This window comes from Absicoccus porci, assembly GCF_003725415.1.
GTDB classification, from domain to species: domain Bacteria; phylum Bacillota_I; class Bacilli_A; order Erysipelotrichales; family Erysipelotrichaceae; genus Absicoccus; species Absicoccus porci.
The window spans coordinates 84,604-99,847 of the sequence record NZ_RJQC01000004.1 but is presented as its reverse complement, the minus strand read 5'-3'; the positions used below and the strand labels follow the sequence as shown (position 1 = coordinate 99,847).

At 39.6% G+C, this 15,244-nt stretch carries 18 protein-coding genes and 1 pseudogene; 7 read left to right on the top strand and 12 right to left on the bottom strand.

The annotated features are described in order from the left end of the window. Position 1 precedes the first annotated feature (1 nt). Positions 2 to 517, top strand: a complete 516-nt coding sequence (locus tag EDX97_RS10110) for a phosphatase PAP2 family protein (protein ID WP_128521043.1) — start codon at positions 2 to 4, stop codon at positions 515 to 517. Here EDX97_RS10110 and EDX97_RS10105 read toward each other — a convergent pair. The 4 genes from EDX97_RS10105 to EDX97_RS10090 form a co-directional block, all read right to left on the bottom strand. Next, positions 514 to 1,080: a GNAT family N-acetyltransferase gene (locus EDX97_RS10105; protein WP_128521042.1), complete on the bottom strand. Its 567-nt coding sequence runs from the start codon at positions 1,078 to 1,080 to the stop codon at positions 514 to 516. The genes EDX97_RS10110 and EDX97_RS10105 overlap by 4 nt on opposite strands. A gap of 1 nt (position 1,081) precedes the next feature. After that, positions 1,082 to 1,336, bottom strand: a complete 255-nt coding sequence (locus EDX97_RS10100; protein WP_128521041.1) for a TIGR03905 family TSCPD domain-containing protein — start codon at positions 1,334 to 1,336, stop codon at positions 1,082 to 1,084. A gap of 78 nt (positions 1,337 to 1,414) precedes the next feature. After that, the gene (fucO, locus tag EDX97_RS10095; RefSeq protein ID WP_128521040.1) at positions 1,415 to 2,560 is read right to left on the bottom strand and encodes a lactaldehyde reductase; all 1,146 of its coding nucleotides are present in this window, start codon (positions 2,558 to 2,560) and stop codon (positions 1,415 to 1,417) included. 89 nt (positions 2,561 to 2,649) lie between these two features. Further along, positions 2,650 to 3,204, bottom strand: coding sequence for a TetR/AcrR family transcriptional regulator (locus EDX97_RS10090; RefSeq protein ID WP_128521039.1), 555 nt, complete (start codon positions 3,202 to 3,204; stop codon positions 2,650 to 2,652). Between the two features lie 222 nt (positions 3,205 to 3,426). Between EDX97_RS10090 and thiS the strand changes: the two genes are divergently transcribed. Then, entirely contained in the window at positions 3,427 to 3,633 is a 207-nt protein-coding gene (thiS, locus tag EDX97_RS10085; protein ID WP_128521038.1) for a sulfur carrier protein ThiS, read from the top strand. Beyond that, positions 3,633 to 4,061, top strand: a complete 429-nt coding sequence (locus tag EDX97_RS12300; RefSeq protein ID WP_478209483.1) for a ThiF family adenylyltransferase — start codon at positions 3,633 to 3,635, stop codon at positions 4,059 to 4,061. Before thiS ends, EDX97_RS12300 begins: the two co-directional genes overlap by 1 nt. 74 nt (positions 4,062 to 4,135) lie before the next feature. Here EDX97_RS12300 and EDX97_RS10080 read toward each other — a convergent pair. Further along, a pseudogene (locus tag EDX97_RS10080) lies at positions 4,136 to 4,560 on the bottom strand (MATE family efflux transporter); the annotation flags it as partial. 118 nt (positions 4,561 to 4,678) lie between these two features. Between EDX97_RS10080 and EDX97_RS10075 the strand changes: the two are divergent. Together EDX97_RS10075 and EDX97_RS10070 are read left to right on the top strand one after the other, a co-directional pair. Then, positions 4,679 to 5,542, top strand: a complete 864-nt coding sequence (locus tag EDX97_RS10075) for a LysR family transcriptional regulator (protein ID WP_128521036.1) — start codon at positions 4,679 to 4,681, stop codon at positions 5,540 to 5,542. Next, entirely contained in the window at positions 5,539 to 6,765 is a 1,227-nt protein-coding gene (locus EDX97_RS10070) for an MFS transporter (RefSeq protein ID WP_128521035.1), read from the top strand. Before EDX97_RS10075 ends, EDX97_RS10070 begins: the two co-directional genes overlap by 4 nt. A gap of 8 nt (positions 6,766 to 6,773) precedes the next feature. Here the strand turns inward: EDX97_RS10070 and EDX97_RS10065 are convergent, their stop codons facing one another. The 7 genes from EDX97_RS10065 to EDX97_RS10035 are packed head-to-tail and all read right to left on the bottom strand — an operon-like array spanning position 6,774 to position 13,714. Further along, positions 6,774 to 7,826, bottom strand: coding sequence for a threonine aldolase family protein (locus tag EDX97_RS10065; protein WP_221175938.1), 1,053 nt, complete (start codon positions 7,824 to 7,826; stop codon positions 6,774 to 6,776). A gap of 8 nt (positions 7,827 to 7,834) precedes the next feature. Further along, positions 7,835 to 8,563, bottom strand: a complete 729-nt coding sequence (locus tag EDX97_RS10060; RefSeq protein ID WP_128521033.1) for a GntR family transcriptional regulator — start codon at positions 8,561 to 8,563, stop codon at positions 7,835 to 7,837. Next, positions 8,560 to 9,069 (bottom strand): GntR family transcriptional regulator, encoded by a 510-nt coding sequence (locus tag EDX97_RS10055; protein WP_183164341.1) that lies wholly within the window; start codon positions 9,067 to 9,069, stop codon positions 8,560 to 8,562. The genes EDX97_RS10060 and EDX97_RS10055 overlap by 4 nt, the downstream gene beginning before the upstream one ends. Before the next feature lie 37 nt (positions 9,070 to 9,106). Continuing rightward, positions 9,107 to 10,480: a uracil-xanthine permease family protein gene (locus tag EDX97_RS10050; protein WP_128521031.1), complete on the bottom strand. Its 1,374-nt coding sequence runs from the start codon at positions 10,478 to 10,480 to the stop codon at positions 9,107 to 9,109. Between the two features lie 18 nt (positions 10,481 to 10,498). After that, entirely contained in the window at positions 10,499 to 11,668 is a 1,170-nt protein-coding gene (alr, locus tag EDX97_RS10045) for an alanine racemase (RefSeq protein ID WP_128521030.1), read from the bottom strand. A 2-nt stretch (positions 11,669 to 11,670) separates the two neighbouring features. After that, positions 11,671 to 12,435, bottom strand: a complete 765-nt coding sequence (locus EDX97_RS10040) for an HAD-IIB family hydrolase (RefSeq protein WP_128521029.1) — start codon at positions 12,433 to 12,435, stop codon at positions 11,671 to 11,673. A 7-nt stretch (positions 12,436 to 12,442) separates the two neighbouring features. Continuing rightward, complete coding sequence (locus EDX97_RS10035) at positions 12,443 to 13,714, bottom strand: MATE family efflux transporter (protein ID WP_128521028.1); 1,272 nt, start codon at positions 13,712 to 13,714, stop codon at positions 12,443 to 12,445. 110 nt (positions 13,715 to 13,824) lie between these two features. Between EDX97_RS10035 and nagB the strand changes: the two genes are divergently transcribed. Together nagB and EDX97_RS10025 are read left to right on the top strand one after the other, a co-directional pair. Next, positions 13,825 to 14,547 (top strand): glucosamine-6-phosphate deaminase, encoded by a 723-nt coding sequence (gene nagB / locus EDX97_RS10030; protein WP_128521027.1) that lies wholly within the window; start codon positions 13,825 to 13,827, stop codon positions 14,545 to 14,547. An 82-nt stretch (positions 14,548 to 14,629) separates the two neighbouring features. Further along, positions 14,630 to 15,211, top strand: coding sequence for a histidine phosphatase family protein (locus tag EDX97_RS10025; RefSeq protein ID WP_128521026.1), 582 nt, complete (start codon positions 14,630 to 14,632; stop codon positions 15,209 to 15,211). Positions 15,212 to 15,244 lie beyond the last annotated feature (33 nt).

Sequence of the window (15,244 nt, the reverse complement as noted above, 5' to 3'; positions counted from 1 at the left end):
TATGGAAATACAAATTTTAAATGCGATTCAAAATATACATACCTCTTGGTTAGATGCTTGTATGATTGGCATCACAAAATTAGGAAATCATGGTTTGATTTGGTTTGGATTGACGTTGGTGTTATTGATCATTCCCAAAACACGAAAAATTGGTATTATGTGTACCCTTGCGTTGATCATTGATTTGATTGGTTGTAACTTGGTGTTAAAACATTTCTTTGCGCGGCCACGTCCATATATGGTCAATCCGAATGTCCACTTATTGATTCCAGAAGTGGGAGATCATTCTTCCTTTCCTTCGGGACACACGGCCATGGCCTTTACGATTGCGAGCGTGTTCTATCTCAACAAATTCAAAGGATGGCAAATCATTGGAATTTTTGCGATACTGATTGCCTTCTCAAGATTGTATTTATATGTGCATTTTCCAACCGACGTCTTAGCTGGTATTTTGATTGGCATCGGCTGTGGAATCTTAGGTGTTAAAATTTATCAATCAAAAAGACAAACCAATTAACGGTTTGTCTCTTTTATATTGGGGTAGGGAATGATGGGTTTTGGATGTTCTACCACATCTACGATTTTTTCCATCCAGATCATGTCATACCATCGATGAAATTTATATCCACAATGATGAAAATAGCCATTCTCTTTATAGCCTAGGTGTGCATGAAATTGGGCACTGTTTTTCGTTAGATAGCCATCGTCTTTTTGCGGATAGCCAATACACGCATAGAAATTGGTGATTCCCATTTTTTTACAGGCTTCTTCTAAAGCAAAATAGAGCTTTTTTCCATATCCCTTTTTACGAGCACTAGGATCTAAATAAATGGTCATTTCACAAGACCAATCATAGGCTTCTCGTACATTTAAATGACCGGCATACGCATATCCCATGATCGTATTGTTATTTACGATCACCAGATAGGGATACATTTCCATGGCCTTTTTCATACGTTGTTGAAAAGCGATAACGGATGGTGTCTGATATTCAAAAGTAATGGCCGTCTTTTGGACATAATAATCATAAATCTCAACCAGACGGGGGGCATCTTCCAAAGTTGCGTTACGAATGATCATATTATTCACTCTGTAATGCTGCGGCAATCCCTTTGGCTAATTGATCGGCACACGATGTATTTTTCATGCCACATGTATTTCCTTTTAAAATATCAACAGTTTTTTGGGCATCGGCACCTTCCAATAGTTTGGAAATGGCTAGCAAGTTACCGGGACAGCCATTGGTGAAGTGTACGTTGTGTAGGGTATGTCCATCCAAATCAAATTCAATTTGGGTGGAACAAGTTCCTTGTGGTTTATATGTATAATGTTTCATGATTTTCTCCTTTCCTTAAAGGATAGAAGAAAATAGATATTTGTCAACCGAAAAGAAAAGCACAGATTTCTCTGCACTTTACATTAATTGTTTGAACATATCAATGACTTGTTCTTTGGTTGCTTCACGAGGATTGCCAGGATAACAAGCATCATTTAACGCATCGATGGCTAATTGTTCCAAATCTTCTTCTTTGATGCGATCATTCTTTGGATTGATACCTACATCCTTGCTTAATTGTTTAACGGCATGGATGGCCGCATCACGATATTCTTCTTGACTCATGTCATCTACACCTTCAACACCCATGGCACGAGCAATCTCACGATATTTTTCACCGGTGTAATCCCGATTGAATTCCATCGAAATCGGTAATAAAGAAGCACAAGCTACACCATGTGGCGTGTCATAATGGGCACTCAATGTATGGGCCATGGAATGATCAATACCTAAACCTACATTGGAGAATCCCATACCGGCAATATATTGACCGAGTGCCATACCTTCGCGACCTTTTGGATCATTGTTGACTGCTGCTCTTAAGTTTTCGGAAATCAAACGAATGGCTTCCAAATGGAACATATCCGTCATTTCCCAAGCACCTTTGGTTGTATATCCTTCGATCGCATGGGTCAAGGCATCCATACCGGTTGCAGCGGTTAGTCCTTTTGGCATCGAAGACATCATGTCTGGATCCACAACGGCGATGATTGGCATATCGTGTGGATCAACACATACAAATTTTCGTTCTTTTTCCACATCGGTAATGACATAGTTGATCGTTACTTCTGCAGCGGTACCAGCTGTTGTTGGTACGGCAATGATAGGAACACAAGGATTCTTGGTTGGAGCTGTACCTTCTAAAGAACGAACATCTTCAAATTCTGGATTCGCAATGATGATACCAATCGCTTTGGAAGTATCCATCGAAGATCCACCACCAATCGCAATGATGCAGTCTGCACCACTTTGTTTAAAGGCTTTGACACCAGTAGAAACATTTTCAATCGTTGGGTTTGGTTTGATGTTACTGTACAATTCATAAGGGATCTTGGCACCATCCAATAAATCGGTGACTTTAGCAGTTACACCAAATTTAACTAAGTCTGGATCACTCGCAACAAAAGCTTTAGTGAAGCCATGCGCTTGGATTTCGGTGACGATTTCTTGAATAGCGCCTTTTCCATGATACGATGTAGGATTTAATGAAATTCTGTTTGCCATAAATTTTCTCCTTTTTTTATCTCTATCTATACAATAATGTATTTGTGAAATAAAAAACAAGTTACATTTCTATGAAAATGTAACCCATCTCATTTATAAATATTTAATTGTTTAAATAAAGAAGTTAAATCTTGTGGCATTGCATGAATTAGGATATCTACCAATTCTTCCGGTGTTTCTTTGGTACCATTTAATACCCATTTTGCGGTTCGATATACCGACGCAAAACAATAGATTTCTAATATATCCCTTTGTTTCGAATGGAGTGGATATTGTTTCTTTTTGGTGATCAAATCTAGATAAAAGGCATAGATCATTTCAAAATCATGTTGCCGTAGATTATTCTGGGAATCGGTCGAAAAGGCTGCATGAAAGAATAAAGATTCTTCTTGAATATATTGAAATTTTTTCAATAGACCATCGTAAATGGTCCGGCCTTGTCCCATACGATCAAAGGAAATACGGAGAATGCAATCAAAGTACCAATTGATCAAATCATATTTATCTTTGAAACAACGATAAAACGTTTGTCGTGAGCAATTCGCTTCGAAACAAATCTCTTTGATGGTGATGTTTTCCACACTCGCTTTTTTCATGCATTGATTCATGGCTTGGGCCAAACGTAATTTCATCGGTTCTGACATAATCCTATTCTAACATGATATCATCTATGATAACAAAATTATGGAGGGGTGTAAAAAGTAATCCAAACAAAATGAACTGGCTATAAATAAAAATGATTACTGGCTATCATTCAAAACTGTTATGCTAATTCATACTAAAGTAGTACGATAAGTAGTAATTAAAGGAAACAAAAGAACTGGATGTAAAAAGTTCTTTGAAATTGTTTGGCATTGGAGGCAGAAATGAAAATTACAGTTAATGGAGATGTTAAAGAAGTGAAGGACGGTATCACGATTAGTGAACTGATCGAACAAGAGAAGGTTGAGACACCGGAGTATGTCAGTGTTTCAGTAAATGAGGCGTTTGAACAAAAAGCAAACTTCGACACAAGAAAACTCAAAGATGGAGATGTTGTTGAGTTCCTGTATTTCATGGGAGGAGGCCAGTGATGCCATTCACAAATGAACAGCTCGAAAGATATTCGAGACATATCATTCTTAAGGAAATCGGCGTCAAGGGGCAGAAGAAGCTGATGAAAGGAAGTGTTCTGATCATCGGTGCTGGTGGTCTTGGTGCTCCAGCAGCTCTCTATCTGGCAGCTGCCGGTGTTGGAAAAATAGGTATTGTCGACGCGGATGTGGTCGATCTTTCCAATCTACAGAGACAAGTCATCCACACAACGGCTGATGTTGGAAAACCCAAGGTTGAGTCAATGGATAGGATCAAATACAACATCTTTCGATCAAAGATACAATCTTTGCGGGTAAACATCAACCAAGAGAAACGATGTTTGATGGTCCATAGACTTAGGATAGCCGATACACATTGGGATAAAGCAGTGTCGAAAGCGGCACCAAAGATACCTTGTTTCCAATAGGCAACCAAGAATAAATCCAAACCCGTATTGGCCAATACACTGATCATTAAAATGATCAATACCGTTTTCGAATGACCAATGCTTCGCATTAGAGCGCTACAAATATTGTATAAATACGTAGTTGGCAAAGCGATGAAGATCACGATCAAATAGGTTTTTGTCAAGGGAACCAAATGAGTCGGAACATCAATCAAAGAAAGGATCATTGGTAAACCAACAATACCGAAGATGGCTAAAAGGACAGAAGCCAATGTGCCAAAAACAAGGGATTGAAAGAAAATACGATGAAAGGTATCCATATCTTTTTTTCCATAACTTTGTGAGAAGAGCACCGAAATACCGGTACAAGCTCCAATCAAAAGAAAAAAAAAAGATTCATTACAGAGGAGGCAACACCGACAGCTGCAAAATTCAGTGCATTGGTAAAGCGACTGATAATGATGCTGTCGATGGTGTTGTAAAGTTGTTGAAGTATATTGCTGCCAATCAGAGGCAACATTAATAACCATAGGTTTTTCGCATATTTATTTTTCATACGTACATGCTATAATGAAAAGTGTATTGATACAAACGAAAATAAGTTAAATTAGTTTTGAATATTATTCAAAAGGTAAGATATGGAAAAAGATAAATTACGCATTTTACTTCAAGTTCTTGAAGATCAGAGTTTTTCAGCAACCGCACAAAAATTAGGCTATACACCATCTGGCATCAGTCGAGCCATCACTGCATTAGAAGATACCTTTGGTTTTCCCCTATTGATTCGCAAAGCCAATGGTGTCAAACCAACGGCAGCTTGTCTGGCTTTATTGCCTGAAATACATGAGATCTTACATCATGAGGATCTGCTATTTCAAAAAGCCCAAGAAATCAATGGCTTATCCATTGGTAGTATTACGATTGGTACAGCATATAGTCGTTTTTGTGGACCTCTACAAAATCGCATTCAATCCTTCCAACAAACTTATCCAGGAATCACCTTTCATATAACAAGTGGTTTCAGTAATGATCTTTGTGATCAATTGTTGGCCCATACTTTGGATTTTATTTTGATTGGCAAGCGCTTAGGTCAGTGGCAATGGCATCCCATCAAAGAAAGTCCAATGATGGCTTGGGTTCCTGCTCATTTTGATTTAGCCAATCAGCATACAATTCCTATACAATCCTTTGCACAAGAACCCTATATTGAAATCTATGCCGGTACCGATACCGATAATAAACGCATATTGAAACAAAATCACGTACAACCCAATATACAAATGCATGCCACCGATTCCTATACCGCCTTTGCGATGGTCGAAGCCGGATTCGGTATGGTCTTAAATGAAGAAGAAAATTGTGTCTTTCAAAGTCCCAATGTGAAGATTCTTCCGGTGACACCCACCCAAACAATTGAAATTGGGATTGCGTATTTAGATGATTTGACTCCAGCAGCAAAACGCTTTTTACCCGTGTTAAAAGAAATGGTGGATGTATTATGAAATTCAACACCAAACGTACCATCTTGATTGGTCTCGCTTTTTTTTCTATTTGTGCCTTCTGGCAATTTTATGACAATGAAATTCCCAAGATCTTAAAAAATACCTTTGGCATGAAAGAAACAATGACGGGTTTTATCATGTCTTTGGATAATATTTTGGCGCTTTTTCTCTTGCCGCTTTTTGGCCGATGGTCGGATAAAACCAATACAAAGATTGGAAAACGTATGCCATTCATTCTAGTGGGGACCTTCCTTGCCTGTGGTTTATTGATCCTTTTAGGTCATATCACAAAACTAGGCCCTTTTATTTTCTGTTTATTATTGTTGTTGGTGGCGATGGGTATCTATCGATCACCCGCTGTATCTTTAATGGCGGATTTGACCCTAGCACCCCTTCGTTCTCAAGGCAATGCTATCATCAATTTAATGGGTGCTTTGGGATGTATTTGTACGCTGATCTTGATCAAAGTGCTCTTAAAAAATGATCAATATCTACCATTGATCTATGCCTTAGTGATATTGATGTTGGCTAGTATCCTTTTGCTTTTTAAAACGGTTCCTGAAAAAAAGCTCGAAGATGAGATGGGAACTCCATCTCAAACGGAAGAAGAAAAAGCCATCGAAGCTTCCAAAGGTAAGAAGATGCCCAAAGCTGTACAACACTCTTTACTAGCCATCTTGTTGGCTGTCTTCTTTTGGTATTGTGCGTATAATGCCGTAACGACAGCTTTTTCGCGCTATGTGGAACAAGTCTGGCAGCTTCAAAACGGTGCCTATGCCGATTGTTTGATGGTTGGAACCGTGGCCGCTGTTGTATCGTATTTGCCAGTCGGACATGTAGCCCAGAAAATCGGACGTAAAAAAACAATCTTATTCGGAATTGGCTGTATGATCCTGGCCTATGGTCTGGTTTGTTTTGTGAATCAATATACAACCATGATATCGATTCTCTTTGCACTAGTTGGTATTGGGTGGGCCTCCATCAATGTGAACAGTTATCCGATGGTCGTAGAGATGAGTCAGGTTGGTGATATTGGTATGTTTACGGGTTTGTATTATACCTTTTCTATGGCTGCTCAAGTCTTTACACCGATTGCCAGTGGATTTTTACTCGAACACGTAGGCTATCAAACCTTATTTCCGTATGCTGCATTCTTTATGATACTTGCAGGCATCACAATGCTTCGTGTGCATCATGGTGACATAGAAAAAAAGAACAGCTGAACTGTTCCTTACATTAAATTCTGTTTTGCTTCTTTTAGAAGCTTACACAATGCATCCACATCTTTGGCTTGGGTAGCCCAGCTCGTCGCAATCCGCACAATACTATGCGTTTCATCGGCTTTTTCCCAGAAACTCAAATCAACGTTTTCGGATAATCGATCCAATAGAGGTTGATTCACATAGAAGAAAATTTGATTGGTGACGGTTTCTAAATACAATGGATACCCATTTTCTTTTAATGTCTGCGTAATCTTTTGGGCATATTGAATCGCTGTATCTCCAATATGCATATACAAATTATCTTTAAACAATTCATCGAATTGAATACCTAACAGTCTACCTTTGGCTAGCAATGCTCCATTTTGTTTCATGATCGTGAAAAAATGAGGAATCAAATGCGGATTGGGCATGACAACAGCTTCCCCAATCAATGCACCGCACTTGGTACCACCAATATAGAAAATATCGCAAAGCTGCGCTAGTTCTGGCAAGGAGATGTCATTTTGTTGGGAAGCGAGGGCATACGCTAAACGTGCCCCATCAATATACAAAGGCATTGAATATTTCTTACATACCGAATAAATGGCACTTAATTCGGCTTTTGAATACAAGGTACCATATTCCGTTGGTTGCGATAGATACACCATACCAGGCATGACCATATGCTCATGATTGAGATCGTGTTCAAAATCTTGCATATATTGTTCAATTTGTTGAGCTGTGATCTTACCCAACGTACTCGGAATAGGTAGTACTTTATGTCCACCAAATTCAATGGCACCCGCTTCATGCACACTGACATGACCAGAAGTGGGTGCAATGACACCTTGGTACGAAGATAAAATCGCCCCAATGATCGTGGCATTGGTTTGGGTACCACCACTTAAAAAATAAACAGACGCATCACATTGGCAAGCTTCTTGGATTCGTTTACGAGCGGATGCACAAATCGCATCGGTACCGTAACCGGGTGTTTGATCCATGTTGGTTTGGACCAATCGGTTGATAATATTTGGATGGGCTCCTTCTTGATAATCAGACGCAAATTGTAGTTTTTTCATTATTTTCATCACTTTCTTGTATGATCTTGGACAAATTTAAAACACGTATACTTTGGTTTATTGTAGGAAATCGTGTATTCCACATGTTCTTTGTGTTGATCATAGCCATAATATTGAAATAAAAACAATTGATCATTCGCCTTCACATCCATGATCGACTGATAAGCCACAGGTAGAGAAGTAATACGCAACATCGACGTTTGCGTAATGGTTGGATGATGATGATCGGCCATATATTCATATAATGAACAAGTTTGAAAATCAAAACGATCCATGTCATGAAATAAAGTCGTTGGCAGATATGTCTTCTGCAAGGCATACGGTTCTTCATTGATCGTAAAGATACGAATGAGTTCATAGACTTTTTCACACGAAAAAAAATCTTTAGCTACATCTGGAACATCGACCACTTGTAACGAGATGACCTGCCGCGAAGAACTCATGCCTTTTTGACGAATCTGCACCGATAAAGAAATATTTTCCGAATCACCCAATTGGAGACGATCATGGACCGTAGGAATCTGGGTGACAAACGTTCCTTTACCACGGAAACTGGTGACAATGCCTTCTTTTTCTAAGTTTTTGATCGCATTGCGCACCGTCATACGATTAATGCCATACATTTCCGACATTTTGCGTTCGGAATCCAACTTGTCGCCAATTTGCAGTTCACCCTGGATGATCTTTTGCTTGATGCTTTGCATCAATTGTTGATACAACGCTTGCGGATTGTTCATTGATGGATCACGCTCCTAAATCGGAAAAAGGAAGGGATGGCAGCCATTTCGTAATATTCAAACGGCTTGCCAATATTTAAATACGAATTGCCCTTGATCAATACAATATCTTGGCCACTGGACAAGTTTAAATAATTGGCCTCTTCATCATTGCAGGCCACGATCAAAATATCTTCCTGATTGGATGCCAAGTGATAGCCATATTTGTTTTCAATCACATCCAAAAAGGCCGCATTATTCAGATCAACCTGATCCAATCCCGGTACTATATCCAGATTGATATACGTCTTTTCTAGTATTTTGGGTTGATCTTCGACGACGCGTAAGCGTTTATAATAGAATAATTTGGTCGCTAAAGGCACGCCTAAGATATGTGAAATCGTATAATTGGATTCAATGATTTTTTGTTCGATGACCTTATTTTCAACTTTGTAGCCTTTTGCTTTTAATAAATTGGTTAACGAAGCAGGACTATCCATGCTCCGTTCGATATAAATCTCTGCCATATATGTATTATAACGGAATCCAGAAAAAAGAGAGAAATTATTCTCCCTTTGGCACATCGGTTTCATAATATTTTGGATCTTTTGGTAAACAAAGATCCATGATCAAGGCAACCACAAAGACCCCGGCAACCATATTGCCTGCAAAGATATCACCAAAAACATGGGGTAAATGACTAAAGAAACCATCGACTTGCGTTACACCAACGCCTAAACAAATTGATGTGGCAGCAATCAATACATTTCGATTATCCAATCCGGCATCATGCATCATACGAATACCCGACATAAAGATGGAACCAAACATGATAACAGTACAACCACCCAATACACAATCGGGTAAAGTCGTTAAGAAAGCACCAATGGGTGGAAACAGTCCACCTAAGATCATGGCTAAGGCACCAAATAGGATACAAAAGCGATTGACAACATGCGTCATGGCAATCAGACCTACATTCTGACTAAAAGAAGTAATCGGTGAACAACCAAAGATACCACCAGAAATAGCCGAAATAAAACCATCGACACCTAAGGAACCGGAAATTTCTTTCGAGGTTACATCGCGATGCAAGACTTCTTTGGCCGTGGCTGTCGTATCTCCAATCGTTTCAACCGCGGATACCACAAAGATCAAACAGAAAGAAAGGATGTGACTGAGATTGAATTTTGGAGTATAGGCACACAATTGCGGAATTGCAATGATCCCCATTTCCGAAATGGTTTTGCCCATGGCGGCAAAGTCCACCATACCAAAGAAGATGGATACCACATACCCAACCAGCATACCGAGTAATACATACATTTGTTTAAAGATGCCTTTTAATTTAATATGGAAGATCAAAGCCGAAATCAAAGTGATGGTCGCAACCAAAAGGTTTTGCCAAGCTCCCATATCGTATTTAGCCGAAGAGCCAAACGATTGTACACCTACATTTAAAATACTTAAGCCAATGGAAATAACCACACAAGCAGCAACCATTGGTGAGATGAATTTTCGCCAATATTTGGCTGTTAATCCCAATATACCTTCAAAAATACCACCAATAATGATGGCACCGACCATATAGCCATAATCTTGACTGGCAGCATTCATAGCCGCAGCTAAGAAGGTAAAGCTCAAACCCATGACGATAGGGAGCCGAGATCCAATCGGACCAATCGGATACAATTGAATCAGAGTACCAATACCAGCAATCAACATACAATTTTGAATCAGGCGTGCTGTTTCCAAACTGGAAAATGGTTTTCCATTATAGACAGCGACACCAGCAATTAAGATCAATGGGGCCACATTGGCAATAAACATGGCCAAAACATGTTGGAGACCAAATGGGATGGCCTTGGCAATAGGGACATATCCATCCAGTTTATACACATTTTCAACTTTCGCATCCGCATACGTTTCTTTCTTCATACATTTCCCTTCCTTGTGTTACATTCGTAATAATAATTCCTTTGATATAATTTTTCCCTGTTGATAATAATAGCGAGGAACACGCTTGCTGATGGCACAAACAATTTCATAGGGAATGGTTCCGGCTAAAGCGGCCCAATCATCCAATGATTGATGCGGTCCAAATATTTCAATTTCGCTACCCACATCGACATGCCATTTATCCGTCAAATCAATCATGGCCATATCCATACAAATACGACCTCGTTGTTGGACAGGTCCATCTTCGCTCATCAATTGGCAACGATTGGATAAGGAACGCAAAAAGCCATCCGCATACCCATAGGGAATTACCCCCATCCTTGTTTTCTTATCGGTCGTATAAATGCCGCCATAGCTGACATGCGTGCCGGGATCATAGACTTTAATGGTGCTTACAGTTGTTTTCATGGTCATCAAAGGTTTGAGATGCCATTTTTTCGCATAGGCTCCATAGCCATACAACAACAAGCCTGGACGAACCATATCCAAATAGGTTTCTGGATAATCCACCGTGGCACCCGTATTGGCACAATGATGAATCGCAAATCGCTGCCCCCATTTGGATTCCACTGCTTGGATCACTTTTTGAAAGAGGGCAAATTGTGCATGGGTGTATTCTCTTCCTACAGGGTTATCTTCATCGGCCATCGCAAAATGGGTGAATATACCTTCGGCTTGTAAACCAGGCCATTGACAAGCTTCGACAATCCCTTCGACACCCGTATCAAAATGTTCATCGTTACATAAATAACCCAACCGGGACATACCCGTATCCACTTTGATGTGGACCTTTAAGGTGCCACCATATTTTAATGCTTCTTGATTGTATTCATCTGCTTTCGCCTTACAAGTAACGGCTTGGGTTATGTTGAAACAAATCAAACGATCCACTTGTTCTTTGGGGGTATGACCCAAAATGAGGATGGGCATCGTGATGCCATTGAAGCGTAATTCCATGGCTTCATCAATGCTGCTAACCGCTAAATAATCGGCACCTAGATCTTGAAGCCGACTGGCAATCTGGACAGAACCATGCCCATAGGCATCGGCTTTGACCACACCTAAAAATTTGGTGTTGGGACCAATATGGGAACGAATTGTTTGATAGTTATAGTCAAGGGCATCGAGATCAATTTCGGCCCATGTTCGTTTTAATGTTGATTTCATTTTTATTCACCACCTAATAATTCGGCAATCGAACCGACAACTTGAGATGCTTGGTTTTTCACTTCTTCACTGGCCCAGTCAACGGCTGCACCATGGGGACTAAAAGTAATCAAAGGAATATCGTTGTTGCCATCACCAATCGTATAGATATTGTTTTTGTCAATATGATGTAGTGCACAAATGCGTGCAATACCAGTTGCTTTGGAAATGTTTTTCGGAACGACATCGACGACATATTGATTGGCATAGGCCACAATTTGATCGGCAAAATGATCATTGATACGTTTTTCCAATTGTAAAGCTTGTTCTTTGGAAGCCATCGACAAAACAATTTGGGCATATTTGCCTTGGGCATGTAGTTGGGCTTCCGTGATATCGGGTGCTAGATTAGGGTATCGTTTTTCTTCGAGTTGATCATCGACAATAATGCGATGCCGATAAAAGCCATCATTGACAACGTAGCTAACGATGCCACCTACCATTTTGGCAATATACATGATATCGATGGCCATAACCGGATCGAGATAGGTTGAAAATATTTCTTTTTGGGAAGCATCAAAAGCCATTCCACCATTGTTGGTGACAAAGTAATCGACGGGTAATTTGTACAGTTGCACTTGTTCTAAAATGGATTCCATCGAACGGCCCGTATCGATCACAAATAGATTTCCTTTGGCTTTCCATTGATAAATGCTTAGAAGATCTTTTTCTTGGATGGTTCCATCCACTTTTAATGTCCCATCATAGTCGGTTGCGAATAATTTCATAGGGCTATTATACTACATCTCTATATATTCTTCTTTGGTTACTTTTAAATATAAAAGAATGACCGCTGTTCCGGTAATGATCCAGGAAATTGGGTAGATAACGGCTACTTGAGCGAAGTTGGGAATGGCCAATTCCACGTAAGCTGCCACCAGGCACTTCATATAAAGAAGTGAGTGGTTCCAATAACGCAATGTATGTCATACGGATATAGGCATAATAAATGACTTTGGGATCATTGGTAAACAAGCTTAGTAAAGGACCTTTGAATAGATAAAAGGTACAAGATAATAGGGCGGTAAAGCCAAAGGCACAAAGCCAAGCCGTACGCGTGGTCTTACGACAGCGAGTATAGTTCTTGGCGGCGTAGTTTTGCGAAATAAAAGTCATCGTGGCTTGGGTAAAGCCATTGACGATGAAGTAACAAATGTATTCGAAGTTTAAGGCGGCGGCATTGCCAGCTACACAAGCGGAACCAAAATGGTTGATGGATGCTTGAATCACAACGTTTGAAAAGGAAAAGATCAAACCTTGTAGGCCAGCGGGTAGACCAATCCAAAGAATGGAACGAAGATATTCGCTTTTGATTCCTAATTTATGGATGTCTAAATGAAGCATGCCTTGTTCATGAAGCAGGGTATAGAAAATCAAAAAACTGCTGAGACCATTGGCAATGGTTGTTGCGAGTGCGACCCCATCGGCATTGCGATGAAATCCAATCACAAAAACCAAGTTTAAACAAACGTTGACAATGCCGGCAATGATCAAAAAATACAAGGGGCGTTTGGTGTCGCCGATGGACCGTAAGACGGCGGAACCAAAATCATAGATCATCAAAAAGGGCATTCCACAAAAGTAAATGCGTAAGTACATGGTGGCCATATTGATGACATTGGCCGGGGTATGTAAAAGGAGTAAGACAGGTTTGGCAATGAGTTGACCAATGATCAACATCAAAAGGCCACTGATAATGGCCAGTACAAAACTGGTATGTAAGACTTCATTGGCTTTGTCTTCTTCTTTGGCACCGATACAACGAGCTAAGACAACATTGGCACCAATGGATAGACCGGTAAAAAAGGTAACGATCATATTGATCACAGGGGCATTGGATCCAACGGCGGCCATGGCTTGACTGGAAGCAAAGTGACCTACGACAGCGGTATCCGATGCATTAAAGAGTTGTTGGAGAATGTTGGAAAGGGCAATAGGAATGGCAATGATGCATAAATTTTTATAGATACTGCCTTCCAACATATTGATAGCGTGTTTATTTTTCATAAATATCTTCTTTCTACTTGTCCTATTCTATCACGAAGTAAATTTTGATAAAGTGGTTGCAACTGGTATATAAAAGTGGTATATATGAATTAGCAAAGGAGAATGCAATTATGAAAGTTATTGTTTGTGAGAATTACGAAGAAGAATCCAAAAAAGCATTTGAAGTGATGAAAGATGTGATTCAGAAGAATCCGCATGCGATTTTAGGTTTGGCAACTGGATCTAGTCCAGAAGGTTTATATAAGGAAATGGTCAAAGACTACGAAGAAAATGGTACGAGTTATGCGGATATTACCTCCTATAACTTGGATGAATATGTAGGCATTGATCGCAATCATCCAGAATCCTATTATTCATTCATGCATAAACATTTATTTGATCATGTCAATATCAAGCCAGAAAATACACATTTACCAGAAGGTAGTACACAGGCCGATGCGGATGCCTATGAAGCCGAATTGAAAAAAGTCACGATTGATCTTCAACTATTGGGAATTGGTCGGAATGGTCATATTGGTTTTAATGAACCAGGTACATCGTTTGATGCGCCTACCCATATTGTGGATCTAACTCAAAGTACGTTGGAAGCCAATAGTCGTTTCTTTGACAATGATGTCAATAAGGTTCCTCATCAAGCAATGTCGATGGGATTGGGATCAATCATGCGTTCAAAAAAGATCTTATTGGTAGCCAATGGAGCGAATAAGGCCGATGCGGTAAAAGCCATGGTAGAAGGACCTGTAACGGAAAAGGTACCAGCTTCGATTTTACAAAAACATCCAGATGTCGTTGTTGTCTTAGATAAAGCGGCTGCATCCAAGTTATCAAAATAAATGATTTCTCCCCCCCCTAGGTCGAAGGATTCTCCTTCGGCCTTTTTGTGTATAATAAGGAAAAAGAAAGGGAGAAGCAAAAATGAAGATTGTAGTGATTCGACATGGAACAACGGATTGGAATGATAAAAATTTAGCACAAGGGTCAACCGATAATCCATTAAATGAAAGAGGGATGGAACAAGCACGAATAACGGGAAAAAGATTACGAGGAATGGGAATTACGAAAATTTATAGTTCGCCATTGATTCGGGCGCGACAAACGAGTCAAATTATTGCTCAAGAATTAGAGCAAGAAGTACCGATTATAAATGAACCGGCTTTACGCGAACAAGATTTTGGGATTTTTGAAGGGGTATTACGTAGTGACAAACAGTATCAAGCGGAGAAGCATAAATATTTCAAACGATTTAAAAATGGAGAATCGTTTTTAGATGTGGCAGCTCGGGTCTATCCATTTTTAGATGATTTGATTGAAAAATCAGAAGATGAGGATGTGATCTTATTATCTTGTCATGGTGGTATTTGTCGAATGGTTGCCAGTTATTTTGAAGATTTAGATAATGATGCGTTTGCTTCGTATTTTGTCAAAAATTGTGAGGCAAAATCATTTGATGTGAAAAAAATAAAAAAAATTAAAAAAGGGGTTGCAGAAGGGGGATAGATTTGATAATATAACTGAGCACGCGAAAGCGTG

Bases quoted from the DNA above. Each gene is read 5' to 3' on its own strand.
- EDX97_RS10110 (WP_128521043.1), top strand. From the start codon at position 2: ATGGAAATACAAATTTTAAATGCGATTCAAAATATACATACCTCTTGG.
- EDX97_RS10105 (WP_128521042.1), bottom strand. From the start codon at position 1,080: ATGATCATTCGTAACGCAACTTTGGAAGATGCCCCCCGTCTGGTTGAG.
- EDX97_RS10100 (WP_128521041.1), bottom strand. From the start codon at position 1,336: ATGAAACATTATACATATAAACCACAAGGAACTTGTTCCACCCAAATT.
- fucO (WP_128521040.1), bottom strand. From the start codon at position 2,560: ATGGCAAACAGAATTTCATTAAATCCTACATCGTATCATGGAAAAGGC.
- EDX97_RS10090 (WP_128521039.1), bottom strand. From the start codon at position 3,204: ATGTCAGAACCGATGAAATTACGTTTGGCCCAAGCCATGAATCAATGC.
- thiS (WP_128521038.1), top strand. From the start codon at position 3,427: ATGAAAATTACAGTTAATGGAGATGTTAAAGAAGTGAAGGACGGTATC.
- EDX97_RS12300 (WP_478209483.1), top strand. From the start codon at position 3,633: ATGCCATTCACAAATGAACAGCTCGAAAGATATTCGAGACATATCATT.
- EDX97_RS10075 (WP_128521036.1), top strand. From the start codon at position 4,679: ATGGAAAAAGATAAATTACGCATTTTACTTCAAGTTCTTGAAGATCAG.
- EDX97_RS10070 (WP_128521035.1), top strand. From the start codon at position 5,539: ATGAAATTCAACACCAAACGTACCATCTTGATTGGTCTCGCTTTTTTT.
- EDX97_RS10065 (WP_221175938.1), bottom strand. From the start codon at position 7,826: ATGAAAAAACTACAATTTGCGTCTGATTATCAAGAAGGAGCCCATCCA.
- EDX97_RS10060 (WP_128521033.1), bottom strand. From the start codon at position 8,563: ATGAACAATCCGCAAGCGTTGTATCAACAATTGATGCAAAGCATCAAG.
- EDX97_RS10055 (WP_183164341.1), bottom strand. From the start codon at position 9,069: ATGGCAGAGATTTATATCGAACGGAGCATGGATAGTCCTGCTTCGTTA.
- EDX97_RS10050 (WP_128521031.1), bottom strand. From the start codon at position 10,480: ATGAAGAAAGAAACGTATGCGGATGCGAAAGTTGAAAATGTGTATAAA.
- alr (WP_128521030.1), bottom strand. From the start codon at position 11,668: ATGAAATCAACATTAAAACGAACATGGGCCGAAATTGATCTCGATGCC.
- EDX97_RS10040 (WP_128521029.1), bottom strand. From the start codon at position 12,435: ATGAAATTATTCGCAACCGACTATGATGGGACATTAAAAGTGGATGGA.
- EDX97_RS10035 (WP_128521028.1), bottom strand. From the start codon at position 13,714: ATGAAAAATAAACACGCTATCAATATGTTGGAAGGCAGTATCTATAAA.
- nagB (WP_128521027.1), top strand. From the start codon at position 13,825: ATGAAAGTTATTGTTTGTGAGAATTACGAAGAAGAATCCAAAAAAGCA.
- EDX97_RS10025 (WP_128521026.1), top strand. From the start codon at position 14,630: ATGAAGATTGTAGTGATTCGACATGGAACAACGGATTGGAATGATAAA.